Annotated in this window: 19 protein-coding genes and 2 pseudogenes; 15 read left to right on the top strand and 6 right to left on the bottom strand. The window is 45.7% G+C overall.

Annotation, left to right across the window (positions count from 1 at the left end; all coding sequences use genetic code 11):
• Positions 1 to 12: 12 nt before the first annotated feature.
• Complete coding sequence (locus tag On2M_RS20855) at positions 13 to 1,533, top strand: EAL domain-containing protein (RefSeq protein WP_210905407.1); 1,521 nt, start codon at positions 13 to 15, stop codon at positions 1,531 to 1,533.
• Positions 1,534 to 1,867: 334 nt separating this feature from the next.
• Here the strand turns inward: On2M_RS20855 and On2M_RS20850 are convergent, their stop codons facing one another.
• Positions 1,868 to 3,319: an amidohydrolase family protein gene (locus tag On2M_RS20850; RefSeq protein ID WP_210905406.1), complete on the bottom strand. Its 1,452-nt coding sequence runs from the start codon at positions 3,317 to 3,319 to the stop codon at positions 1,868 to 1,870.
• Positions 3,320 to 4,086: 767 nt separating this feature from the next.
• Here On2M_RS20850 and On2M_RS20845 point away from each other — a divergent pair.
• A pseudogene (locus tag On2M_RS20845) lies at positions 4,087 to 4,284 on the top strand (TA system toxin CbtA family protein); the annotation flags it as partial.
• Between the two features lie 359 nt (positions 4,285 to 4,643).
• A complete protein-coding gene (locus On2M_RS20840; RefSeq protein WP_181553981.1) occupies positions 4,644 to 5,960 on the top strand; it encodes a site-specific integrase in 1,317 nt (438 codons plus the stop codon).
• Positions 5,961 to 6,263: 303 nt separating this feature from the next.
• Here the strand turns inward: On2M_RS20840 and ptuB are convergent, their stop codons facing one another.
• From ptuB to On2M_RS20825, 3 genes are read right to left on the bottom strand one after another with little or no spacing between them, the layout of a single operon-like run.
• Complete coding sequence (gene ptuB / locus On2M_RS20835) at positions 6,264 to 6,911, bottom strand: retron Ec78 anti-phage system effector HNH endonuclease PtuB (RefSeq protein ID WP_181553982.1); 648 nt, start codon at positions 6,909 to 6,911, stop codon at positions 6,264 to 6,266.
• A gap of 2 nt (positions 6,912 to 6,913) precedes the next feature.
• Entirely contained in the window at positions 6,914 to 8,569 is a 1,656-nt protein-coding gene (gene ptuA, locus On2M_RS20830; RefSeq protein ID WP_210905405.1) for a retron Ec78 anti-phage system effector ATPase PtuA, read from the bottom strand.
• Entirely contained in the window at positions 8,566 to 9,498 is a 933-nt protein-coding gene (locus On2M_RS20825) for a retron St85 family RNA-directed DNA polymerase (RefSeq protein ID WP_210905404.1), read from the bottom strand. Before On2M_RS20825 ends, ptuA begins: the two co-directional genes overlap by 4 nt.
• A 411-nt stretch (positions 9,499 to 9,909) precedes the next feature.
• On the opposite strand from On2M_RS20825, the pseudogene On2M_RS20820 reads away from it, so the two are divergent.
• Positions 9,910 to 10,337 (top strand): annotated as a pseudogene (locus On2M_RS20820) (Fic family protein); the annotation flags it as partial.
• Here On2M_RS20820 and On2M_RS20815 read toward each other — a convergent pair.
• On the bottom strand, positions 10,274 to 10,459 hold the full coding sequence (locus On2M_RS20815; protein ID WP_210905403.1) for a hypothetical protein: 186 nt from the start codon (positions 10,457 to 10,459) through the stop codon (positions 10,274 to 10,276). The pseudogene On2M_RS20820 and the gene On2M_RS20815 sit on opposite strands and share 64 nt — an antisense overlap.
• Positions 10,460 to 10,689: 230 nt before the next feature.
• On the opposite strand from On2M_RS20815, the gene On2M_RS24320 reads away from it, so the two are divergent.
• From On2M_RS24320 to On2M_RS20760, 11 genes are all read left to right on the top strand, one after another.
• Complete coding sequence (locus tag On2M_RS24320; RefSeq protein ID WP_247605048.1) at positions 10,690 to 11,757, top strand: hypothetical protein; 1,068 nt, start codon at positions 10,690 to 10,692, stop codon at positions 11,755 to 11,757.
• A 106-nt stretch (positions 11,758 to 11,863) separates the two neighbouring features.
• Positions 11,864 to 12,100: an AlpA family phage regulatory protein gene (locus tag On2M_RS20805; protein ID WP_210905402.1), complete on the top strand. Its 237-nt coding sequence runs from the start codon at positions 11,864 to 11,866 to the stop codon at positions 12,098 to 12,100.
• Positions 12,101 to 12,236: 136 nt separating this feature from the next.
• Entirely contained in the window at positions 12,237 to 13,646 is a 1,410-nt protein-coding gene (locus On2M_RS20800) for a YfjI family protein (protein ID WP_048225624.1), read from the top strand.
• A 212-nt stretch (positions 13,647 to 13,858) separates the two neighbouring features.
• Positions 13,859 to 14,479, top strand: a complete 621-nt coding sequence (locus On2M_RS20795; protein WP_048225622.1) for an inovirus Gp2 family protein — start codon at positions 13,859 to 13,861, stop codon at positions 14,477 to 14,479.
• A gap of 687 nt (positions 14,480 to 15,166) precedes the next feature.
• Positions 15,167 to 16,165 carry a WYL domain-containing protein gene (locus tag On2M_RS20790; protein WP_048225620.1) on the top strand — a complete coding sequence of 333 codons (999 nt, stop codon included), beginning with the start codon at positions 15,167 to 15,169 and terminating at the stop codon, positions 16,163 to 16,165.
• Positions 16,149 to 17,363 (top strand): ubiquinol-cytochrome C chaperone family protein, encoded by a 1,215-nt coding sequence (locus On2M_RS20785; protein ID WP_210905401.1) that lies wholly within the window; start codon positions 16,149 to 16,151, stop codon positions 17,361 to 17,363. The genes On2M_RS20790 and On2M_RS20785 overlap by 17 nt, the downstream gene beginning before the upstream one ends.
• A gap of 9 nt (positions 17,364 to 17,372) precedes the next feature.
• Positions 17,373 to 18,959, top strand: coding sequence for a hypothetical protein (locus On2M_RS20780; protein ID WP_057992138.1), 1,587 nt, complete (start codon positions 17,373 to 17,375; stop codon positions 18,957 to 18,959).
• Positions 18,960 to 19,078: 119 nt separating this feature from the next.
• Positions 19,079 to 20,107: a radical SAM protein gene (locus tag On2M_RS20775; protein WP_210905400.1), complete on the top strand. Its 1,029-nt coding sequence runs from the start codon at positions 19,079 to 19,081 to the stop codon at positions 20,105 to 20,107.
• Positions 20,104 to 20,949: a histidinol-phosphatase gene (locus tag On2M_RS20770; protein WP_210905399.1), complete on the top strand. Its 846-nt coding sequence runs from the start codon at positions 20,104 to 20,106 to the stop codon at positions 20,947 to 20,949. The genes On2M_RS20775 and On2M_RS20770 overlap by 4 nt, the downstream gene beginning before the upstream one ends.
• Before the next feature lie 11 nt (positions 20,950 to 20,960).
• Positions 20,961 to 22,091 (top strand): hypothetical protein, encoded by a 1,131-nt coding sequence (locus On2M_RS20765; protein WP_048225612.1) that lies wholly within the window; start codon positions 20,961 to 20,963, stop codon positions 22,089 to 22,091.
• Positions 22,088 to 22,879, top strand: a complete 792-nt coding sequence (locus tag On2M_RS20760; protein ID WP_210905398.1) for a hypothetical protein — start codon at positions 22,088 to 22,090, stop codon at positions 22,877 to 22,879. Before On2M_RS20765 ends, On2M_RS20760 begins: the two co-directional genes overlap by 4 nt.
• On the opposite strand, the gene On2M_RS20755 is transcribed toward On2M_RS20760, so the two are convergent.
• Positions 22,834 to 24,375 (bottom strand): glycosyltransferase family 9 protein, encoded by a 1,542-nt coding sequence (locus On2M_RS20755; RefSeq protein WP_348772789.1) that lies wholly within the window; start codon positions 24,373 to 24,375, stop codon positions 22,834 to 22,836. The two genes, On2M_RS20760 and On2M_RS20755, sit on opposite strands and share 46 nt — an antisense overlap.
• Between the last annotated feature and the right edge of the window lie 8 nt (positions 24,376 to 24,383).

The following is a 24,383-nucleotide window of genomic DNA, read 5'->3' as shown; positions in this document are numbered from 1 at the left end:
ATCTGGAGCCATATGCGTTACCGCAATAGCATTATTATTAGTATAACTCTTTTTTTTCTCCTCTGTGCCGGAGGCACAAGTTTTCTTTTTCACCAATTAATAACAAATCAAAAAAAACTGACCCAGAACTATCTCCAGGCTATTATTAGTAAACTGGACAGTATTATAGGCAATGCAAGCATTGCGGGTCATCGTGCGACAGACCTGCTTAATGGTCAATGTGGCAATAAAGTACAGACTGAAATACGTAAGCTGGTGGCTACACTGCCAGATGTAACAACTATCAATTTACTACAGGGGAAAAACCTTTATTGTTCTTCAGTTTTTGGCGGTGTGAGTTTTACATCAGATGCACATTTCTTCCCCGCTAAATCATTATTTTTAATGAGCGATAGCTCCGTCAATCCTTCTAAATCACTGCTGGTCTATCATGTGTCTCGTGGAGAAAATAGTGTTATGGTAGGCGTAGATAATTATTACATTCAAAATGAATTAAAAAAATATCACGGGAGTTATTCTTACATCATGACGGTGGATGGTATTTCGCTTGATGCCACTGGGAATATTTTCAAAAATCAGTTGTCTGATGGACAGGACACGTATTCCTCGACGCAATTTAAATATAGTGTCAGTGCGTTACCTTTGGCACCGCTTAGTTTACTAACTTTCTGGCAGAGTGAACATGACAGGATTTTACTTATTTTTATAATTTCCGGGGGGCTCTCGATATTATTTTTAAAATACCTTATTCATCGTCAATCGATGTTCTTTATGTTACGAGAAGCGATCGATAATAACCAGCTAGAGCCTTTCATCCAACCGATTGTAGAGGCTCGTAGCGGCAATATTGTTGCAGGTGAGATTTTGATGAGGTGGCAGCACCCGAAATGGGGCAATATTTCGCCGGATCGGTTTATTCCTCTGGCTGAGAAAAATGGTTTGGTAAGCCGCATCACCGAATTGGGCATCCAATCGGTAATCCGAAGCTTTGAATTGTTGGATTTGAAATCGCTTCCATTAACGACGCTATTTTTCAACGTCTCGGCTGCGGATTTTGGGGACAATAGCTTGTTAAATGCCTGTCAGTCGTTCAGGGATAAAACGGCGAACACGGCATTACATATTGGGTTGGAGATTACCGAAAGAGTCGCCGTTGAGGATTCCGCGTTTGTCAGAGAGGTTTGTCAGCAACTTGATATGCTGGGGGTGACACTCTCAGCAGATGATTTTGGTACTGGCCACTGCAATTATAAGCTGTTGATGCAACTTCGTCCGCGCTACATCAAAATCGATAAACATTTTACCCAAGAAATTGAAACTGACGAGGGCAAAGAAGCCATCGTCCGTAATATTATCGCTATTGCTAAAGACAGGGGGTGCCTGACCATTGCGGAAGGTGTGGAAAGCGCCTCGCAGCGTGAGAAATTGGTCGCGATGGGGGTCAGCTTTTTACAAGGTTACTTCTTTTCGAGGCCTATTGAAGCTGCAGTTTTCTTTGAGATGTTGCAGCATTCCAGCGCTTTTGTTGAATAAATAAGATTCCGTGTGAATATACGTGCTCGCAATAATCGATATTATAATTGTTATCTGTACATTTTCATGATATATCCTGTATTCATCAAAATATAGATGAAAGTGAACTTAACGATACAATAAATGATATTGGAGTCGAAATGCCACTTCACCATGGTAGGTATATTGATAATAGTAAATTACCTTACTTTTTGAGTTAATGCTCAACCACATTCAGAGGATTCGTAAAAATTTCGCGTTGCAATATTAAAGAATGTCGGCGTACAAGCAGAAACACAACCTGAAGGGAACGCCGACAAAACTAAAAGAGCCATCTTTTGTAGTTTGTACCTTTTTACAAGGTGTTCTTGTAAATAACGCCATCCTTCATAATAAGTCTGAAAGCCTCCCCTGGGTTGGCAATTAGCTGAATATCGGTCAGCGGGTCACCATCAACAAGGATCAGGTCCGCCAGCGCATCTTCTTCAATTACACCTAGTTTGTGTGGGTATGGATTTCTTGGTCCCGACATTGCGCACAGTTCGGCATTGGTACTGGTGGCCATCTTCAGGATTTCAACGGGTTTATACCAGCGTGTAAGTTTGGCGAGTTGCGCCCCCTGACGTGTTGCCAGATGAGCATCAAAGAGAGTATCAGTTCCCCATGCGGTTTTTATCTTATATTGCTTTGCCAGTTGATAGGCTGTGTCGGTACCTGCACACATAACCAGTTGTTTAGCTCGCGACGAGGGCGTCGCCATAGTGACCGCATCTTCATCATCAAGAAAGGGTTGTAGGCACCACCAGATGTGCTTCTCTGCCATCAGTTTTACCGTATCTTCATCAACCATTTGCCCGTGTTCAATACATTTAACTCCACCACTTATCGCCATTGTGACTGCCCGGGACGTATAAGCATGAACGGTTACGTAGGTACCCCAGTTTTCTGCAGCGGTAACGGCAGCCGCTATTTCCGGGACAGACCCTTCAGTCACATCAATACCATCGTACTGTGATGCAACCCCACCACCCGCCATTAATTTTACCTGCGAGGCACCGCGCATAAGCTGCTCTCTGGCACGTAGCAGGACCTGATCCTGACCATCAGCAATAGCAGTAATCCCGACGCGCTCGCTGTAACTTAATGCTTCATTTGGTGCTCGAGGAATATCGCTCAACATTCGAAAATCACCATGCCCACCACTCTGGCTAATAAATGCCCCAGAAGGATAAATACGGGGCCCAATTGCAATCTGTTCGTCAATTGCTCGTTTGAGTCCAAATACCGGGCCGCCCATGTCGCGCACTGTGGTAAACCCGCGTAGCAGCGTGGCTTTTGCTTCAGCGATAGCCATGGCCTGGATATAGTTAAAATCTGCCGTCATGGCAGTCATCATTGAAGGGCGAGCCATAATAGCGTGCCAGTGTGCATCAATAAGGCCTGGCATTAACACGCCATTATTTCCGTTGATGGTTTCTATGCCTGGAGGGAGAGGTAATCTTGCCGGGACGACCGCTTTGATTTTATTTCCTTCAACGATGATATTAAGCCCGGTACGCAGTGAATCAGAAATACCATCAAACAGGCGTATGTTCGTAAACGCGACAACTCCGGGTGAGGTGGGTTCCGCATCATGAAGGTAACCATCGTTTATAGAAAGTGCTTCTTTAACTGTCTGCGCTGAAACCGGTGGGGCCTGGCGAGCCTCACGTGTCAGGATGGTATTTATTCGGATGAATGCCGGGCTGTGACACAGACAGGCTTCATCATGCATAGGCTCTGTCTTAAGCAAGCGTTTGAGTGCCATGAACTGAATCTCTCGGTAAAGGTAGGGGAATATGGTTTTATAATCTTCGTGTTAAAAAAAACAGTCAAGTAGGTGTAATTGAATACAATATAAAAATCTAACGAAGGTGTTTTATTTGCTTTTAAAATTTAAAAAAATAATGCTTTTACAATTAAAATGGTTTAATTGCTAATTAATCGGCAGGCTGGATATTCTGAATGGAATTTTTATGCGATTTATTTGATCTGCGTCTATGTTATTAAAAGATGACATTGACAATTCTTATGAGGGAGAATGATTGTCGTATTAAGAAAGCGAGATGTCGATGAGTGCTTTATTACTGGCGTTTTAATTGCATCTTTATTCCTGGTTTTGTGGTGATTGTTAAAGGTGGAGACACATTTCTTGTATGCCCATACATTTTTCAGTGGATGATTGTGATATCTGTATTGTTATTTTTGAGATTAGATATTATTGTTGATAATTATGTTTTTTTCGCTATGGTGGAAATATATTACCATTTATGACAGGGGTTATATCCAGTAAAGTTCCGTCTGATGGGAGTAGTGAAAATGATGATATTTATGTGTCGGTCTTTTTTGCTGCATCGTTGAAAAGAATACGTTCCCTGTTGTTGGGTATTTCTGTAAACCTGTCGCAGGTGAGAGCAATAAACGAGCTCATCGTTTTTGTATATCATACTGTTGTGACAGAGGTTAACGCTAATCTGCATGCATTTGTTGACGTGGCGAATGGCCAGAATCGCCTGGCGGGACGGAGTTAGTTCACATATTGATGCCGGGATTACCCAAGCCGATAAGTACTAACTGGTTCGTTTCGCTCACAGAGGGTCTGGTTGGAAGGAGCAATCACCTTATCTTCGCACGGTCGATATCCTGTGGGCACGACAAGCAACGGGCTTGCTGCGACGAAGTCGCGATACGCTGCATTGTAATATTGCGACCGGAATTAATGGCTTACATTAATATCTGGGGATGTTGCAGAGAGATGAAGACGGCAGGGACGCTAATTCATTACCTGACCAAAATTCGACCCAAAGAAAAAGGACTTAGATAATCACTTATCTAAGTCCTTGATATTTGGTGGCCCCTGCTGGACTTGAACCAGCGACCAAGCGATTATGAGTCATAAAATTGGCATGTTTTTAATTGTTCGCCATTGTCTCTGTTTGTATTTTTAATTGTCTATAATCAATCGGTTATTAAGTTATTTTTGTTTCTGATTGGTTCTCTTATTTCCCCATTGTACTATCCTTACCTGACCCATTACCTGACCCAAAATGGGCATTGGGTCAGGTAACGCTTATCCTTAGAAAGGTAAACTCATGGCCGCTAATCTTACTGAGACTGCTATACGTGGATTGAAGACAAAAAGCACGTCGTACTACGTGTGGAGCAACAGTGCTCAACGTGGTACTGGCAGGCTTGGCGTTAAGGTTCAGCCTTCTGGCAGCAAAGTTTTTTATTTCCGTTACTACGTTGAGAAAGGGAAGAAAGAGAAGTTCATCCAGTTGGGCATCTGGCCTGAGATGAAACTGGTGACGGCCAATGAGCTGGCGAAAAAGTATGGTGCCTGGCTTGTTGAAGGAAAAGAGCCCCAGCAAGAGCTTGAGCAACAGCGCCTGGCCGAACAGCACATTATGCAGTTGCATCGTTCTCAGGGATCGTTTGAAGAACTGGTGCATGGTTACGTCAATAAGATGAAGCTCGACAACAAGCGGACGTGGGCTGATGTATTGAAACGCATGGAAAGAGAGTGCTACACCGTTATTCCTCGTGATACCAAAGCGAAGGACGTGACACCTCTGCAGATCAAAACCATTCTCTCAGGCATTATCCAGCGTGATGCGGTGGTCCATGCGAACCGAGTCCGTTCTTACCTGATGGCGGCATTTAACTACGGTCTGAAAGCTGATAACGATCCGATGAATACCAGTGTGGGTATTACGTTCGGCCTTGAGGTTAACCCGGTATCGGCCATACCGAAGCAGTCTTCGGCGGAAAAGGTGGGTGATACATGGTTAACATTGGAAGAGCTGCGTGTTGTCATGGAGCAGTTCGCAGAGGCCACAAATGTTGGGCCGCTGATGCAGCATTTAATCCGCTTTTGCGTTTATGTTGGCGGGCAGCGTCCATTTGAAATGATTGCCAGCCAATGGAGCGCGATTGACTGGCAGCAAAAGACGTTACTGGTCATAGCCGATGTATCGAAAAACAAGCGTGAGCACCTGATCCCGCTGACTGAATCGGCATTAAGTGAATTAGCCTCAGTGAAAGAATTGACTAAGGAAAGTAACAGCCCCTATATCTTCCCGCTCTCGACCAATGGCGAACGACCGGTGCGTACCGATAGTCTGGCGCGTTCTATCATGTATTTCCGGGCTTTTAATCCTGAGTTTAAGGTTTTCACAGCGCGAGATTTACGCCGCACCTGTAAAACGCTGATGGGGGAGGCGGGGATCAGCAAAGAGATCCGCGACCGTATCCAGAATCACGCTTTGAATGACGTCAGCTCGAAACACTATGATCGTTATGATTACCTGACTGAAAAGCGTAGAGCGCTTGAGATCTGGGAAGACCGGGTTAACAACTATCAGCGACAGCAGGAAAACAACGTTGTGAACTTGTTTGGACGGAGGTAAGAGCTTGGCAAAATATGAGCTTAATTCAGCAGAAGATCGGTATCAGCCGGCTAGTTCTTGTCAATAAGTTTGGTAGTAATTGACGAGAAGCGATAACCGAAGTCTGGCCTGGGCTAATACAATTTAGTGGAGGTTAGCAACCTTAAATGTGTTGGTGGTTCCTATGATTCAGTAATTTACGAATGAGAAGGGGCGCATATATCACCCCTTAGATTTCTCTGATGTAAAATAGACCCGCCAATCTGGTTGTGTGTGGAAATGATGTTATTAATCAGTTAGTTAAATGTGATTCTGGTGCTGTATTTAATATTCACTGTTATGAAGCCATGCGTGTTTTAATGCAGTGCTGAATTCTTTGCTCCCAATTGTTTGAATTTCTTGGTCACGCATTTCACGCCATAGTTCGTCTCCAAGGTCTTCATACGACTCATGAAGAAGTATTACCTCTTCCATAATATAATTTAACGCTTTTTTTCTACTGCCGAGTAGAGAAGGGTCTCCGTTGAGATTAAACACACGGATAGTTTCTTGTGCTTTTAATAATTTGGTGCCGGAGATCTCTTTAGCTGGAACCACATGTCCTGTTGTCAGAAATAAAAGATAATCGTCGGGATTGTCATCATCAGGTTTGATGAGGTGATCCGGATTGTAATTCCCTGCACCATTATCTTTGAAAATCCCGCAACGTTGCCAACCTCCTGTTTTTGAACTGTCGCCACAAGATCCAAATAAATTGACCCATTCAAAGGTTAATGCGGGGAATTTCCCTCTGGGTCTGAAGTGTTCAATGTGCTTTCGATTGAGGCTGCACTCGCAATATGCACAAAATTCACCTTGCATCTCCAACAGATGCGGCCAAATATTACTTTGCTCAACAGACATCCAAGGATCGCGTCCTGACTTGAACTGATGCAAATGCGCCGGGCCTGCGGTGCGATTGAGTGATTTCATCCTTAATTATCCTTCTCGCGTTTGGCTTTGCTGATTTTGTTTTTCATGCGGTGAAGGCGAATCAAGCTATCTGCTTTTTTAAGTTCAGAACTATGCTGACCAAAATGAGAAACGATTTTATCGTAAAGTTGGCGTGATTCGGCACTCAAGTCGTCACTCTCATCAATAATTGATTTCTCAAAGTTACTGACAAGATAAGATTCTGCAATGTTCGGTGGAGTCGATAAAACTCCCATAACTTGCTCAAGAATTTCTGAGTTTTCACTTCCTTTGGTCTGAATTGGAGGTGAGTCAAGAAATAGTTCTCCACTTTCACTGTTTTGCTTGAACTCTCGAATACAGCGGATCTCAGTAGTTGATAACACTATTGGGCTATGAGTGGTAATGACAAACTGAATATTAGGGAATACAGTGCGTAAAACGATGATAACTTCTTGTTGCCATCTCGGATGAAGATGCAGTTCAATCTCATCAATTAAGACGATACCTCTGCCTTCAAGTGGATTTTTTAACAAGGGATTAAGCATAATCATGCGCCGAGCGAGATCAGCGACCAGAGCCAGAAACACCCTCTGTCCATCAGATAGCTGTTCAATGCTGACATCTTGTGAATCATTGGTAACTTTGATTATGTCCGCACCAGATGCGGTCTCAACCCAGATTCGGCTTATGCTGGGGACAACAGTGGTAATAGCTCTGGACACAATATCCATTTGGGCCGTCTCAGTTAGCATGCTAACTGATTGAAGGGCTTCTTTTCTCATCTGAGCCGTAAGCAGTTTTTTTTGTGTTTCTTCTAAGAGTGGTACCATGGAAGTCAGTCCATTTTCCACTGACTGCTTCAGATTATTAACCTGCTCTTCAAGCAGTTCGATTGCCGATACCCCTTGAGCTTGGGCTCTTTTGTGAAGATAGATGAACCATTCAGCAAAATGATCGAAGCGTCCAGCACCAGTCAAGGCGTGATTGTATGCATCGAAACGGTCTTCTCGTTTTTCAATACTCTCTTTTGCTGGCTTGCTGAAAGGATGCGATCGTTCAACAGAGTAGAATGCAAAAATAGGAAGATTAATCACCCTCCTCTCATTGATAATCCGCCAAATATCAGCAACCTCCTTAGCAGGTTTAATGATGCTCTCTCTACGCTCAGCTGCGCCAAGAGTTGAGCGTGAAAGTCTAATGGAAATGTTCTTAAGCCCTTTTCCAAAAAAGAAATTAGAACTGATATCTGAGAAGTTGTTATCTGAATTGTTCCTGATATCCGAGTATTCGTTTAGTCTTTGTCCGCTGCTATCTTCTTTGAGGATATTTGCTGTGAACCAGCTTAACGTTTTGGCAATAGCATAAAGAATACTGGTTTTACCTTGTCCGTTATTACCGATGATAATGGTAAGATCTTCTTCAAAGTTAATATCAAGTTGTGGAAACCGGCGAAAATCAGTAAATGACATTGAACGTAGGCAAAACGGATGTTCAGGATGATATATATCGAGGCTACCATCGTGGGCTGGTTGTTGTAGATAATTCCAGCAGAACTCGAACCATTGGTCAGATTTATTATTTAGATCATGAAGGTTCTTATTTTTCTCTTGCTGATAGAGTTCGAAGGCGGAGAGTAAGCTTCCACCTTTGGCTTTACGTTCCAGTTGTTTTGTCACAGATGCCTCCTTAAACGATCCATCGTTTCTGTCGAGTATTTATTGTTCATTCTGATAATAAACTCAGGCTCAATATGGCTCGCAAAAGCCAGTAGACCAACAAGATAGGCCTTGTCAGATTCATCTATCAATCCATATCGGTACTGGTTAATGAGATGCTTGATGAACCTCTTGCGCTCACGCCCTAAAGAAAGTTTGCCTTCGTTATTCAGAGTGACGCCTGTAACATGGCGGTTATGTGCCATAGAGGAAAAGACGGTTTTTCCACGATTAAGTCTTAACTTTTTTTTGAAAAGCTTATTTAAAAGAGTTTCGATCATGGAAGGAATAGAGCCAAGTACATCCTGGACATCACAAGAAAATGTCAGGTCATCCGCATAGCGTGTGTAGACAATATCCAAACTCTGACAGATTTCGTATATGAGCTTGTCGAATTCATAAAGGCAAAAATTCGAGATAATTGGGGAAGAAGGCGCGCCAACGCTTAGCACCAACCGTGTACTGCGTTTTGTGGGCTTCCAGAAGAGAATTTGATCCACATAGCGTCTATCTTCGGGTAGAAACAGTTGGACATCAACAGAAGACAACTCAGCACATCGCCAGAAGATATCTGGGGTAATTGAATTAAAAAAGTCTTCTAGGTCTGTTTTGAGTAAATAGCGGTTATGCGCATGCGCTAGTGCGTTGTCACGGATGCTTTTACCTTTTTGATAGGCCATTGCGCATTCATGAATTGGAAAACGGTAACGCTGGAGGAAGGCGCGTTGATACTCTTTAAGCACCTTAGCGGGTTGCGCAATGATCCGGAATCCCGTAGTGCGTTTGGGAATCCTGTAGACCTTGTACTTACCTGATGCATTAGAGAGATATGCTCTCACTTCTAGTTCGCTCTGGTTTAACGAAGTAGCTAGGCTGCTAATTACTGACATAATGTTACCTGTAAAAAAGCCCGGTAGGATATGTTCTGCCGGGCTCAACTCTTTACTAGAGGAAGCGAAAGTGTCGCAACCTGAGGGAGGAACGAGTGAGGGTTGCGACACTTTCGCAACCCTAAATACGTTCAATAAGTTAGAGTCTGGCTAATCACCCGACTAGACGTAAACGTCCAACGCTAAAGAGTGAATCAAGCTTATCTTACCCAGCCTCACTTAACAACCTTGTTTAAACCAACATATTCAGTAAGTTAGTGAAGGAAATTCAATAATTCATCTAAGACGTGTAATTACAACGTTAAAACCTATCCATTTTTCTTCCATTATCCACAGCATTGTCTCGATAGCTTTTTTGGAGAGAGTGGGCGGTTAGCCATGAGCGCCTTATGCTGAGTTTGCTGGAAGTGTGGTTCAGCTTGGGAATATGTGGGGGTGGGTAAAGCTACAATGATAAAGGATGGCTTCCAGTTTTCCGATGCTGATAGGGTTCCGTTTCTTCTTGATGGTTTCGAGAAACAGTTTCTTTCTAGGTCTGGTGAGCTGAAATCTCTGGCTCGTCCGGAACTGGTTAGTTATCTGGCTGAATGCCACCTGGAGATTATTTTGATCCACCCCTTCAGAGAAGGTAACAAACATTTGTCACGACTGCTTTGCGATGCGCTGCCAGTTCTGGCGGGGAAGGACTTACTGGACTAAAGTCTGTGGGAGAGCACAAGATGTTTTACTGCAAGGCAATACGGGCGAGTGTCTCAGGGCACTACAGCCCTATGATTCAGCTGGTGAGCGATATTTTGCCAGACTGGCGAGCGAGGCCAACGGCTTTCGCCTGTGCCTGATTTTTTTTGAGTTGCTGCTCAAGTTTTTGCACAGAAACGCCCGTTTCGATTGCGGTTGAGCTGGCAACTGCGCGGTAGATTTGAGTTCTGGTGATCTGAGTATGTGTTGTTTTTTTTGTCATGGTGAAAGCCTCGTTTTGTTGCACTGATTCTAGTGTGGAGAGGGACAACCCGCAAGGCTGGTACAATGGGATAACATGGTAAATGCCTGCATCGCTCAAAGTGTAGTATTGTACATCTCTCGATTTGAGATGATGTAGAACTTACTTGCCATGAAAAAGTTTTTAAACTCACCGCTTTACCTTGATACTATCTATTGTAATTTATAAAGGTAATAAATTGGTGGCGATAAATGACAAGTAACTCCGATTTTTTTGATGCTTCTGAGTTGTTTAATATTTCTGAGCAATTCGATATTCCGGATGCTTTTTATCATGTTGACGATTTTTCGAAGAAATATAATGTAAGACTGGAAGATGTTATATCTACATGGCTGGATAATAACATCAGCCTCTATGTCAATCTTCGTTCAGAATACTGCCGAATAATTCGTTATGCTAATAAGAAAGAGCATCGTTATGATACATTTAATATCAGGGCAGGAGGAGATTTTTATCAACATGAGAGCAGCTCTCAGTTTGCATTAAGAACATTCATACCTTGTGACCAGTCTGAAATAAATGAGTATCCGATTTTCAGCGGTAGTTCGTTTTTTAAATATGTCTACAATGGATATGCCAGTGGCTTTTGGAAACTAAAACCTACAAAAACAACCCATTTGACAAGGGATAATTATAACCTTAGAAATGCGAATGAGGTATGGGGAAACATCCCTGGAGACGTTACAGTTTATGGTCGTGATGACAAAGATTATCTGATTTTTAATAAAGATGTATTTATTGCTCATACTGACTTGCAGATTGATGGCAAAAGCTATCAAAAGCTTCTCAAATCATTAGCCCCCGAAAGTAATGAGTTCAAAAAGGCTGAAAAAAGCTATATCCAAAACTTTATCACTGCCATATTCATTTATAAACATTGCAGAAAGCATGACAATAAACTGAAGGCGATGACTGCAACAGGCATCTTGAATTCACTTAGAAAGTCTTATTGTGAAGAGATTGAAGAAGTTAAACGGTCAACAGTTGATCGGTGGTTTGATGAGTATTTCGATAAAGAGAGGGGATCTCTCACACAATTAAAAAATGGAGGGTGGTCTCAAAAAAAAGATGATGTTATATCCATTATAGCCAGGTCGTACTACTGGAATGATAATTTTGATGTGATGTTTGAATTGATTGCCAATGATTTGTTAGAGGAGGTTGGGAGGCTTGGTTTACAAAAAACAATTACCCAAAAAGAATTAATTGATTATCTAAGAAATATTTGTTTTTTTTCTGCGCATAAGACTGCTCAATAAAGTGCTCAATCAGGTGTCCATTATGTAGCAATTGAGTGGGCACTCATCTCCTTTATATTTTTATCTGAATTGTACAAACTGCTTCTACCAAAACAAAGGAGGCAGTATGAATACAACATTTATCCCCCCACTCGCTGAAAAACGACTACAGATCTTGCGCGATTACGGTGAGAAAGGCGACCGGCTGGTACGGGAAAAGGAACGGCAGTATATCACGTCCATTTCTCGGTCAACAGCCTGGAAACTGGAGCGGTCAGGTAAGTTTCCTCAACGCAAGTCCATTGGTCTGAAATCCTGCGGTTGGTTATTAAGTGACCTTCTCTGTTGGATCAATGAACGCTAAGAGACTGAAATTTTTCCATCATTTTTTTGTTTTTTTATCTAATGGTCGGAAATGCATCTTGCTATTTCCACTATTAATAGCGGAATAGCAACTTAAGCGAAGGTATTTTCGACACTAATTGATCATGAGGTGTTTTATGTCAGGAAACCAAACATTTCCTATACATCTGTTTCCAGCAAGAATTGGGCATGCAATTTATGAGGCAGAGCAACAAACTCAAGCTCCACTTCCTCTAATTGCAGCAGAGATGCTTGGTGTGATTTCTCTGGTTTGTCAGAACCAGATTGATGTCTGCAGGCTGAATAATCTGCGTAGCCCTGTATCACTGTTTATCGTGACAATTGCGGAGTCAGGGGAAAGGAAAAGTACAGTGAGTAAGCTTTTAATGAAGCCGCTGTATCAGCGAGAAGAGCAACTTTTTGAGCAATATAAGCAGGAGTTCATTAACTGGCAAAATAGCGTAAAGATCTTCACGGCTGAAGAAAAGGCCTTGATGTCAAAACTGAAATCAGAGATTCGCCGTGGTAAAGACCCATTAGATACACGTGAGTCTTTGAAAATACTGCAAGCCAGTTGTCCTGTAGAACCCGTTAGGCACAAGTGGATATTTAACGATGTGACACCTGCGGCGCTAAAAGAGCATCTCTGTGGGCATAAAAGATCAGTTGGCATGATGTCAGATGAGGCAGGGAGTATTTTTAATGGTTATACATTAAATGAGTTACCACTCATTAATAAAATGTGGGATGGATCAACTTACTCAGTAGAAAGGAAAAATGAACCAGAGAGATTAATAAAAGATGCTCGACTGACACTATCTCTGATGGTTCAGCCTATAGTCATGGATGGGTATATCGAGAAGAAAGGTGAGATAGCAAAAGGGATAGGATTTTTTGCTCGTACCCTGATTAGTCATCCCTACTCAACACAAGGGCAGAGGAAAATAACTAACCCGACTGTTTCAAGTGAGCATTTACCGGTGTTCCACAAACGATTAATGGAGATCGTTGATGAAGGTATGATTAGTCAGGGAGAACGAATTTGTTTGCATTTTTCTTCTGAAGCAGAACTGGCATGGATTGAATTTTATAATCGAATTGAATCAGAAATGGGGATTATAGGCAATCTTTCAGAATTTAAAGATTACGCATCCAAGGTAGCTGAAAATATGGCAAGAATCGCCGCTTTGTTGCACTACTTCAACGAAGATAAAGGAGATATATCCCTTGTTGCCGTGGAAGCTGCCATAGCGATCAGCCTGTGGTATGCAAATGAACACATTAATATTTTTTCTAAACCTAAGGAATCGATGATGGTAAATACAGATGTTGATGAAATGTATTGGTGGGTGAAAAATTACTGCAGCCAAAATCTTTTGCCATACATCAGGAAAAACACCATACAGCAATATGGTCCCAATCGCTTCAGGGATAACAAAAAAACGACAGAGTTATTAGGTATGCTTTATTCTCAAGGTAGAATAAAGACCTATAAAAAAGGAAAAACTATTTTTATTCAGCCTGTTGATTTATTAGATGTGACTTAATGAGGTTATAAGATGTAGAAAGCAGATAGTCCCCACCACTCAATTATATTATTGCAGAGTTATTTTCAATCAGTCTTTACTGGTTGCGGGGTGCTTTTGTCTTAATTTAAATGTAGGAAAGGTATTATATTTATCTCTATTAAGTAGAACACCAATCGACGGTCACTAATATAGTCCTGTGTTACCACAGGACTATTAAAAAGGAATATTTTATGCATTTATATAATGGCACTCATGGTGAACATATTTTTGATTATAAAGTTAAAATTGAGCAGACCTTAAATAATGCCATCAGGCAATATCCTCGAACAATGGCATTGCGGGTAGATCTTCATTACCCACCGATTCTGGATAGAGGTGATACTATCTCCTGCTTTCATAATCAGGAACCAGGCGCGATCTCCCGCTTCCTGAATGCACTGAAAGCAACCCTCAGCGCCAGTGAGGATCGCAGAATGCGTGACGGTACCAGAATACACCCGAACACCTTACGTAATATCTGGGTCAGAGAATTTACGCTGCTGGGTAAGTGCCACTTTCATATCTGTCTGTTGTTCAATAAACATGCCTATTACCATTTAGGTGATTTTAAATACGAAGACAGCCTGGGAGTGATGATCATGAAAGCCTGGTACAGCGCTCTGGGTTTGACGTTTGAAGATTGCCCACAACTCGTCCATTTTCCTGACAACTGCAGGTATATGCTGGAGGTCAATGATCCTGATTATGTTGAGGTTTACTATGATCTTCTTAACCGACTGGATTACATGACAAAACTCGATACCAAAGTCTTTGGTGAGGGTGACAGGAACTTCGGTTGTAGTAGAGGATAATTTATTTTTACAGGTCAGGCCTTTTTTATGGTGAAAGGGCCTGATTTTTTTTATTCAAAAAAGGAAGTTTTTAATACTTTGAACATCGCGCCGGTATAAATTTTAATCGACCAAGAATTCGAAAGTGTTGAGATTAACCCATAGCGTCTCAGGGTAGGGCTCATCACTCTCCCCATGACTTTTACTGTCCTACTGAATATTCTCTTTGTGACCCAGCAGAGTCGGTTGCAGAGTCAGGAATGTTGCTTTAGCGGGTTTGGTATAGATACGAACTATATAGGACGAAAGCCTGACCGAAGAGGCTATTTTGCGACAATCAGCAAGTCGGGATGGTGGTGTTTGACCCGCCAAGTAGGCTTGACATGAGTGATTCGCTGAAATCTTTCCACATGCCGATACGGATCTTAGTGGTTAATAATTATTCTCTCAGAGCACGCATATTCTCATTCTTAAGCACCAATATATCGTATGGCATTATGTCAGCCAAAAACGAGCTAAATGGCCAATAACCGTGTCGTGTCTTTCCACTGATTTTTTTATTACTGCGACATAGTTTGTCGCGTGCATCTGGCATACTCAGCTCATTATCTGGTGGGGAATAAATCGGTTAAGTATTGACGGCCATTGCCGATAAATCTGATATGTATAAATGCGTTACGCATTCAGGGTGCTGCTACAGGAGCCGTAATGCCAAAGCGAACAAACAGCGTTGATACCACATTTTTTGCTCTTGAGCTGTTGCGTCGTATTCCGCGTAATCAGCGCATTACTGCCCATGAGTTGCATCAACAACTCATGGATGCAGGTATTGAGCGTAATGTGCGTACCATTCAGCGCCAGCTTGAACGCCTGAGCCAACACTTCGATCTGGAGTGTGATGATCGCTGCCGCCCCTATGGCTGGCGATGGCGGGTAGGTTCGCGAGGCCTGAGCTTGGCGCAGTTATCGCCAGCAGAATCGCTGCTGATGCAGATGGCGCAGGCGCATTTAAAGCATCTGCTACCCGCACATCTGATGGCTTCATTTTCGCCATTTTTTAGCCAAGCGGGACACACTCTTAGCCACAGCGAACAGGCGCAGCGAGAGCGGGAATGGTCGCAGAAGGTGCGGGTAGTCGCTGCCAGCCAGCCACTCCTACCGCCAGTGATCCAGGAAGGCGTGTTTGACGCGGTTAGTGAAGCGCTTTACTACAACCGCTGGCTGAATATTGATTACAGCAATGCGCACGGTACTCGCCGTCAGGTCGAGGTGATGCCCCTCGGGCTGGCTCAACAGGGCTCGCGACTGTATCTGGTCTGCCGCTTTAAAGGCTACGATAACGAGCGCAGCCTGGCTCTGAACCGCATTACCTCGGCGGTCTGCAGTACCTTTCACTTTTCCCGCCCCACGGATTTTAACCTCAAACGTTACGACGATGACGGGCGTTTCGGATTCGGCGAAGGGCGACATATCCGAATTCATTTCACGCTTGAAACCGCGCGGGCGCAACTTTTGCTGGAATCGCCACTTTCATCCGACCAACAGGTCAGCGAGCTTGACGACGGGCGGCTGCGCTTTAGCGCCACGGTTGTTGACAGTCCGATGCTCGATGGCTTTCTTGCAACCTTTGGTAACACCATCAGTAACATTAAACGCGACTTAGACGATGTTAGTACAGAACAGGAAAATAATGATGAGTACAGGTGATAGTCAACTGCTGCCAGTATTAAGCAACGCATCGGATAGCGAATTGGCCCCGCTGGTGGAATACATCACGAAGGCGTTCAGCAGCGGCATTGAGAGTAAAGCACGTTATAAAACCCATTGCCCGGCACACAGTCAGTATGCCGATCTGATTGCCCACGAGCTGTGCGAGTTTGGCGGAAATACCGTCGTCAATCTGTTTCGCGGCGGTGGCCCTGAGTGGAAAACCGTGGTGAACGATGTGGCGGACAAGCTTGACGCGACGTACGAGAAGGACTGGGGCGTTGACCTTATCGAACTGGCTGTGCTGGCGGCGATTACTCGCAAGGCTTGGTCGGATATGGACCAAGCTCAACGCAAAAATCTGCTTGAAAAAATGGATCTTACTCAGGGTAGTACGATGCTTTTCCCAGAAGCAAAATTAATGACGCAGTTGCAGTCTAGCCGCTTCTCAAGCTTGCTCTTGGCATCGTTAATTGCCAACGTCTTTGCCAGCCAACTGCTCGGACGGACGGTGGTGATGTCCGCAGCCTCGTTTGTGGCTGCGCGAGGGGCAGCTTCTTTCTTGGGGCCGATTGGCTGGGTGATTACTGGGCTATGGACCGCCCTAGACCTGGCGGGACCAGCGTTTCGCGTTACGATTCCTGCAGTGGTTCAGGTAGCACTACTTCGCCAACGGATTCACGCTACGGCGGAAGCCGATAAAGTTTGGTGGGAGTATCATCGCTGGCAGGATGAGAAAGATGCTGACAGCTGGGTGGCGAACATGTTTCGTATGGTAGGACTTTCTACTGCAGCCAGTGTAAGGCGTGAGCGCAATATGGCGTTTGAGCAGGGAGTAGTGGCCGGGCAACAGCAGACGACGGAAGAGTATGCAGATAAGGTCCTCAAACAAATGGATGAAGTTCAGCGTTTTGAAAAACGTTGTGAGGCAATGCTGGCTGTTGCCTTTGCTTGTGCTAAAGAGGAAGGTATCGCGCCGTCTGACGTGCGCAGCGATATCGAAACCTGCTGCTTGGGGATGATGAGCGGGCATCTTTCCTCGATATTACAAGCCACAATTAATCGTCTTATTGCCAATCCGCCTGATATCCACACTGCGCTTGAACAGGCGTTCGAGTTAGGTATTCAGGAAACTGAGGCTGCTGAGCTAATGGCGGTGCTTCGTGAGGCATTTAGCCAGCGTGCAGGTGTGTTTTAAGGGGAGATTATGGACAGAAAAACACTTTTATTGCGTCTGAACCAGCAGCGTCAACGACAGACAAGAGAGCTCATACCATCACCAACAAAAGAGGTCGTTACAGTATCCGATGTCAGTGTTTGGCAGGCACATCAGCAAGTTCGGCAGTATCAACAGAAGTGGCGCACGGAACAAACAACATTGATGCTGGCTGAGTGCCGACAGCGTCTTCTGCATAGCATTATTGGTCCGTTTGGGCTGGGGAGTATTGTCTCTGCATGGGACAAGGTGGGGGGGAATGTCGATACCATTCATAATGTTCGCTCCGGGGTGTATGCCACGGAAGAGGAGCAAGTGCGTTATGAAAGCCGCGGTAAGTACAACAGTGATCCATACCATAAGCACGACAACTACAAGAAGACCAACGCCGAAAACAGTAAAAAACAGGATGCAGGCGAAGCAGTGGATGCCTATACCGGACAGGCACTGAGCAGGAATACCGATGCGGAGCAGGATCACCTTATTTCTGCCGCCTCAATCCATAACGACCCTGCAGTCTGGCTGGCGGAGGCCAATGGTGCGGATCTGGCGAACCACAAAACCAATCTGCATCAGACGCACCACTCGATCAATGAATCGAAGTTGCAAAAGAGTGCAGAGGAGTACATCGCCTGGTTGAACAAAAACCGCGCCGATCGCGATTCCAAAATTGCCCGGTTGGAAGAGAAAGCCAAAAATGAGCCTCTGAGCAAAAAAGATCAGAACGCACTGGAGAAGTACAAACAGCAGAACGCCGTCGATCAGGAAAAATTGCGCGAGCTGGATGAAGTGGCGCGCAAGCAGTATGAAAGCAGTCTTCGTTGGGGCTACTACGGTAGTGCGAAATTCGGTGCATATTTACTGAAAACCAGCGCTGTCGAAGCGGGAAAAATGGGCCTACAGCAGGCGATTGGCCTGGTGTTGACGGATTTTGTCGACGGCCTGTTGTTGGAAGTTCACGACAGCTGGCATAACGGGTTTTGTGATGGGGTGGACCAGGAGCATGTCTGGGAGGCATTAAAAATCCGTGCTGGGCGGGTGGCAAAAAGCTGTCTCGATAACTGGCGTAACGTGCTAACGGCGTTTCGTGACGGGGCTATTAGCGGAATCATTAGTAACTTGATGACAACGCTGATTAACACCTTCTTCACAACTGCCCGCAACCTGGTGCGAATGATCCGAGAAGGGGTTTTTTCGCTGTTCCGCGCAGCCAAAACTGTATTGATACGACCAGAGGGTACAAGCCGTGCCGAAGCACTAGATGCAGGGCTAAAGATTGCTGTCAGCGGCGCATTCGTCATTGGTGGTGTACTGCTTGAAGAGTATCTCAGCAAAACTCTCGGCGCGATGTTTACCGTTCTTCCCGGTGGGCTGATCACTACCCTAGTGGCTGTGCTGACGGGGTGCGTCACCGGCCTTGGTACCGTATTAACGGTCTATATGCTCGATCGATTAGATCTGTTTGGTGCGCAGCACCAGCAGGAAGACAACGCAGTATTAACGATGTTACAGGGCGGCAGGGCGCAGGCCGATGCGCGTTTACAGGCTTTGTTGGGATCGGACCCGGAACCTGTCTAAATACATCAAAGGCACCGAGGAGATATACGCAGAGAATTGGTGTTTGAAACATACACTGCAAAAGAGTTTGATTTGTACCAAATTGAATTTTTTTTCAAAAATATGGCGGAATATTATATATGGATTTACATGGTCATTTGCTTTACGTGGATATCACCCAGATCTGCGGCATCGGCTGTGCGTTCTGCATGTATGCGGATAAGCACGTAACGGGTAAGAGTATGGTGCTGTCAACGCAGGCACGTGACAACCTGTCGGCGCTCATTAATGATCCCTCCGTAAAGCGTATTTCCGTGAGTGGCGAAGGTGAACCGCTCAATAACATTCATACCTTTTATGAGTTACTGGCGTTGTCCCGAGGGGGCAACAGCTTTGAGTTTATTACCAGCGGTTTTTTTCGCCATGAGAAGATGGAAAAGATCTTTGATGAGATCAATCGTCTTGCCTCCGACAATGGTGATACCTGTAATATTCGCCTGAGTTCAGATAGCCACCATATTGAAAAAGTAAAATGGCGTGCACATGGATTTAGCCTGGATTATGTTCAGCGCAAAAAACCGTCATCGCTCAGTTTTTCATTTCGCTCAATTGATATCGATCGGGCCTTCACTCGCGAATATCTGGTGAGTGAACTGGCCTCATGGGGAATTAACGCCAGCATAAAGCCAGTCAGCGTACTGGAAGACAAATTATTAATAGGTGCGGACACGTTTAACATCGACTACAAAAATCTGGTTCATCCGGCAAGAGATACGCCGGAGGGTTATCTGGACTTACAGGGATATATTGCCGCGATTGAGTCCAAAGTGGATAAACCTTTTACCTTTGGCAGCCTGAACCGAGCACCCCAGCCTAATGGCATGGACGTGACAATTAAACCCAACGGCGATGTGTTTCTGTACGGTATTGAGACCGAGCGTGTTGCAAATATCCATTCTGATGCGATCGACTGGCATCATCTGGCGAGCCATGTGCGGGATAATCCCTTGTCCCGCGTGTTATATACCCAGCCGTTAACCGAACTGCTGGCGCGGCTAGAAGACACCCCTCAGCTGCGCGCGATCATCGCGACCGCCAATAATCCTTACTGGCTGGTCAAAGAGATGGGGAAGCATTCCGGGTTGCTTGAACAATGGAAGGCAGCATGATTGATTCGCACTGCCACTCGTTCTACTCGAAACATGCTGTAGGTACTATCGACGAACTTGTTTGTGCCTCGATTGCTGCGGGGGTGACGGTACTCACCATCACTGATCATGCTCCGTTCCCAGTGGATGCGCAGAACCGTTTGCTGGAATCGGAACTGGAGAGCTATTTCACCGATATTGATAAGGCGCAGCAGGCCTATAAAGGCGAGATCACGCTGCTACGCGGACTGGAACTCGATTATATGCCGGGTACTGAGCGTTATAACCGGCAATTACTTGCCCGCTATCCAATGGATTTTGTCATCGGTTCAATTCACTACGTCACTGTTGCCGATGAGCCGATAGTGAAGGTCTGGGAACTGCCCCGGTTAGCGGCAGACTCCTTTCTGGACAAGTACTTTGCTCAGCTTGAAGCGTTGCTGGAAAGCAGGTTGTTTGATGCGGTTGGGCACGCTGACACGCTACTGCGCGCAATCCCAGAGGATGTGTTTTTGCGTCGCTTTGAACCGTTGATTGCGCCGCTCGTACGCAGCGGTATTGCATATGAACTGAATGCTTCGGGCCTGCGAAAATCTAGCCTTGATCCTACGACGGGTAAAGAAATTGCAGGAAGATGGTCCTATCCTTCCCGCGCTTTGCTGGAGAAATTACTGAGGAACAATGTTCCATTGACCATCGGATCCGATGCACATGATCCTCGTGATGCCGGAACGGGGATCGCCGAGTTGATGGAGGCACTTAGGCCATTAGGGCTTCAATCCATCAGCTATTATCAGCAGCGTCAACGTATTGATGTTCTGTTGGATGACCTTCAATTTCACACTGTGCCAGTGTCTCGCTAAGGATCTTCACCATGAATGGACTAAAAACTCCGCATTCACTTGCGTGGAACACGTTGCACAACGAACCGCTCGCAACCCAGTTGGCAATGTTTCGCCAGGCCAGTGCACAGATCAATGCGCAGGATGTTAAATCCGGTTTTCGCGCGTTCGCGACCGATTTGCTGGCGCGCGGTTTGATCGACATGTCCGATTACGTCGCTATTTTTGGTGGTAAGGCGCTGTATTATCTGACGCCGAATGCGACTGGATCATTTTGCGATATGCGCACTGGTGCTGACGCTACAACATTGGCGGGCATTTATAGCCGTGCGAAATATGGCGGAGTGAGCGAGATACGCTATCTGGCACGGTGCGTTATCGACTATCTTGCCGCAGAACTGGATGACACCTCCTCTTCATGGTCAGGGTTGTTTTGCAAGGCCAAAGAGGAGGGAGAGAGTGTTGTGATGATGACCACGGGCTGGCGTAATGTGCCTTCCACGGCCAATGTGCTCTACGATATCGTGGTTGAGGAAATTAATCTCACGTTGGCGCATAAAGGATTGCCCACCATTATCAACGTTAAACTGCCCAGGATTGCGCCGCCGTGTGAAAATTATGCCAGCCTCAGCCAGGCCGAGCGCGATCGGGTCAATCTTGTGCAGGATCATGTGATTCCAGCGGAGAATTTTTACCGCTGGAGCGGCGTGCATGTCATTTTCGGAGATGACGTGCTGGTGACTGGGGCAACGGCGGACAAAGTGTTGTATGAATCGCTGTGTAACGGCGCCCGGTCATTTCGTGCCATTTACCCAGTGGCGCTAGATCCCCGGGTGGCATTAACTGATGCGTCGGTGGAGGATCGGCTGAACAGCGTGAGCGTAAAGCAGCATTTGGATGAAAACGTCGCGCAACTGCTCTCTGCTCCGGGCTATCAGCCCATTCTGCGTGCGTTGCGTCTGTTATTTGGCGAAGACAACCGGGATAGTTTACCGGCTTTCCTGCCAAATGTGCCGGTGCTGACCTGGCTTAATCTGTATAAATCAGCGTTAAATAATGAGTTTTTGGCTCAGCCTACATGCGCGCCATCACTGGTGATGCTCAGAACATATCTGATGCAAAATGGGCTGTTGTGTGCGAAAGGTAAGGTGCTGGTGAAATGACGTCCGACACTACCCATTACGTCAGTTACTGGGAAAACGCACCGGGTCAGACCATGCCAGCTTATGTTGCCCTGGCACTGGTTTCTATGCGCAGAGCTCTGGGCGATCGTTTTCTTCTGCTTACGCCGCGAACGGTAAGCGAGCACATCGATGCTGACATCATGAATAAAGCTTGGGCTTTTGAACCGCTGAGCTTTTCGCTGGCGGACGGCATTGAAGCTATTGTGGCGAAGAGCGATTTCATTCGCATGGCGTTTGTGCATCGCTGGGGCGGGGCATGGTTGGATGCGGATACGTTGCTGTTTAGAGATCCGAGTGTTGAGTTATTTCCGACAGGGCTGAGCCATAAATTGCACTGGCATAGCGAGTGTATTTTCGCGTCCCTGCCGGGAAACCCCATACTTGCGCAAGCCTTAGCTATAGGGCTTGAGAGCGAGAATCACGCTTGGGGTAATCCTGGGAGAATCAAAAATATCATTGCCCAGGCTGCCGATGCTGCCATCCCGATTGGCGGGGAGGTCATCGATCCCGGATACCGCCCTCTTTACAACTTTGCTGGTTGCGAGGTGATGCGTCGCACCGATATTGCCGTCGGGGCATTTTTGATTAACGACGTGGCCATTCTCAAACTTTACAACACCTATTTCCGGCGTACAGAAGCCCGGAGAGAAACCGTGGCTGAATTCCTGGCGGGTGGCTCGCTGCTGGCAAAACTGTTTTTGCATATTGAGGCGAATGCGGATTACTGGGTTGATGAAAGTGACAAATTGATAGCTTCTGTTGCCTGAGTACCGCTTTCGCCCAGTACGATAGCCTCAGCGGGTAAGTGGAGTCGACAGTGCGTGGCGCCATTGAGGTTAATGCGCGGCGCGATTGCTTCGTGAATGGTCGGCGTCCGGCGGTGTGGCGAGCTGTGGGCAATATACAGCCATCCGGGGATGCGTTCAGTTAAATGGCTGAATTCAAGTTCAATGCGCAGTAGATCGAATATCTCGGTGGTGCGTCCACTGGGAGTCCAGGCCAGCGGCGCGGTACGGTGATCAGGGCGCACGACTGCGACAGGAACGCTGAATTCAAGGTTGATCGTGCCGGCATAACAGCCTGCAACTTCAGGAAATTTTTCACAGATTAAGGGCAGTTGTCGCGCCAGCGTACCCGTTGCTACCCCTAGCCCGGGGATGACTCTGGCGTTAAGCGAGATGCTTTTTTTCGCTTCTGCTGGCAGTGTTAAGAGAGTCTGCAATGCGTTTATTAATGACGTTAGCGAAAAAGCATCCATATTTTTTTTGCCCGTACGACGGAGTGTGTCTGGCTGTTGCTCGCTGTAGATCACCTGTGTAAAAGGTGAGCGAGGCGGCAGCCATGGGTTGTGTTGACCTGTAATCAACGGGTAGATCGCCACCAGCTTCGCTTTTAGGCCAACAGCCATATGCACAATGGCAGTATCCACACTAACAACTGCCTGCGCGCGGCGAATATAGCCTGCAACCTTTTCGGGCGTTAGCCCGTCGTGCAAGACTGCCACATTATCGCGTGCAACTGCGTTTTCCAGATGCTGTGCGCTGTGCAGCGTTGAAGGGCTGCAAAGAATTCCCACGGAATAGCCGGGAAACTCGTCGGTGATAGCTTGTAGAGCTGCGGTTGCACGGGAAGGGGATAGCCCCTTGTCTCTTCGGCTGGCATAAGGATTAAAAAGTATTTGGGGGGAAAGTGCCGCAGGCGGGAGCTCGGCAGGCAACGGCACAATGTACTGGGTGTCGATCACTTTCGCGCCCAGATCCTGCAGAATATATTTGTACTGCTCCACGATATTGAGCGTGTTTGCAGCAAAACCCATTTTACGATTCACACAGCGCAGTGAATCATCAAGGGAATAGAGACTCGCCGGGCGGAGTAACCGCATAAAAACGATTTCGGCAGGTTGCAGTCGTCCAACCAGATGAACAACGACATCGACATTACTTAGTTGGTTCACCAATCTGCGTAGTTCACCAAGCCCTGGATGCGGATTCGTAACGATGACTTCATCCACACCGAAGGTGTTGGTATGTATTTCAGCTAACTCGTTAACCGTAAGTACAGTCAATCGTGCATTGAGCTTACGTGATTCGCGAAAAAAGAAAGAAGATACGATGGAGTCGCCCAATTTTGCGTCCCAGCGAAGCAGAAGAATATGCAGTTTTTCGCCGGGGGTTTTCGTGGGCAGAGGTTTGTCCGCCAGCAGGCGAAATATCAGCCTGGAAACTGCTTTGCGTAAAATCTTTAAACTTAACAATGTGCTCACCAGTTATT

This window comes from Citrobacter sp. On2M, assembly GCF_018035235.1.
GTDB lineage: Bacteria > Pseudomonadota > Gammaproteobacteria > Enterobacterales > Enterobacteriaceae > Citrobacter > Citrobacter meridianamericanus.
This window is presented reverse-complemented; position numbering and strand designations above follow the sequence as displayed.

What these genes read in the sequence shown, in the direction of transcription:
- On2M_RS20770 (WP_210905399.1), top strand. Translation starts at nt 20,104, where the DNA reads ATGATTGATTCGCACTGCCACTCGTTCTACTCGAAACATGCTGTAGGT.
- On2M_RS24320 (WP_247605048.1), top strand. Translation starts at nt 10,690, where the DNA reads ATGACAAGTAACTCCGATTTTTTTGATGCTTCTGAGTTGTTTAATATT.
- On2M_RS20800 (WP_048225624.1), top strand. Translation starts at nt 12,237, where the DNA reads ATGTCAGGAAACCAAACATTTCCTATACATCTGTTTCCAGCAAGAATT.
- ptuB (WP_181553982.1), bottom strand. Translation starts at nt 6,911, where the DNA reads ATGAAATCACTCAATCGCACCGCAGGCCCGGCGCATTTGCATCAGTTC.
- On2M_RS20840 (WP_181553981.1), top strand. Translation starts at nt 4,644, where the DNA reads ATGGCCGCTAATCTTACTGAGACTGCTATACGTGGATTGAAGACAAAA.
- On2M_RS20815 (WP_210905403.1), bottom strand. Translation starts at nt 10,459, where the DNA reads ATGACAAAAAAAACAACACATACTCAGATCACCAGAACTCAAATCTAC.
- On2M_RS20785 (WP_210905401.1), top strand. Translation starts at nt 16,149, where the DNA reads ATGATGAGTACAGGTGATAGTCAACTGCTGCCAGTATTAAGCAACGCA.
- On2M_RS20805 (WP_210905402.1), top strand. Translation starts at nt 11,864, where the DNA reads ATGAATACAACATTTATCCCCCCACTCGCTGAAAAACGACTACAGATC.
- On2M_RS20760 (WP_210905398.1), top strand. Translation starts at nt 22,088, where the DNA reads ATGACGTCCGACACTACCCATTACGTCAGTTACTGGGAAAACGCACCG.
- On2M_RS20775 (WP_210905400.1), top strand. Translation starts at nt 19,079, where the DNA reads ATGGATTTACATGGTCATTTGCTTTACGTGGATATCACCCAGATCTGC.
- On2M_RS20825 (WP_210905404.1), bottom strand. Translation starts at nt 9,498, where the DNA reads ATGTCAGTAATTAGCAGCCTAGCTACTTCGTTAAACCAGAGCGAACTA.
- On2M_RS20790 (WP_048225620.1), top strand. Translation starts at nt 15,167, where the DNA reads ATGCCAAAGCGAACAAACAGCGTTGATACCACATTTTTTGCTCTTGAG.
- On2M_RS20795 (WP_048225622.1), top strand. Translation starts at nt 13,859, where the DNA reads ATGCATTTATATAATGGCACTCATGGTGAACATATTTTTGATTATAAA.
- On2M_RS20765 (WP_048225612.1), top strand. Translation starts at nt 20,961, where the DNA reads ATGAATGGACTAAAAACTCCGCATTCACTTGCGTGGAACACGTTGCAC.
- On2M_RS20850 (WP_210905406.1), bottom strand. Translation starts at nt 3,319, where the DNA reads ATGGCACTCAAACGCTTGCTTAAGACAGAGCCTATGCATGATGAAGCC.
- On2M_RS20855 (WP_210905407.1), top strand. Translation starts at nt 13, where the DNA reads ATGCGTTACCGCAATAGCATTATTATTAGTATAACTCTTTTTTTTCTC.
- On2M_RS20780 (WP_057992138.1), top strand. Translation starts at nt 17,373, where the DNA reads ATGGACAGAAAAACACTTTTATTGCGTCTGAACCAGCAGCGTCAACGA.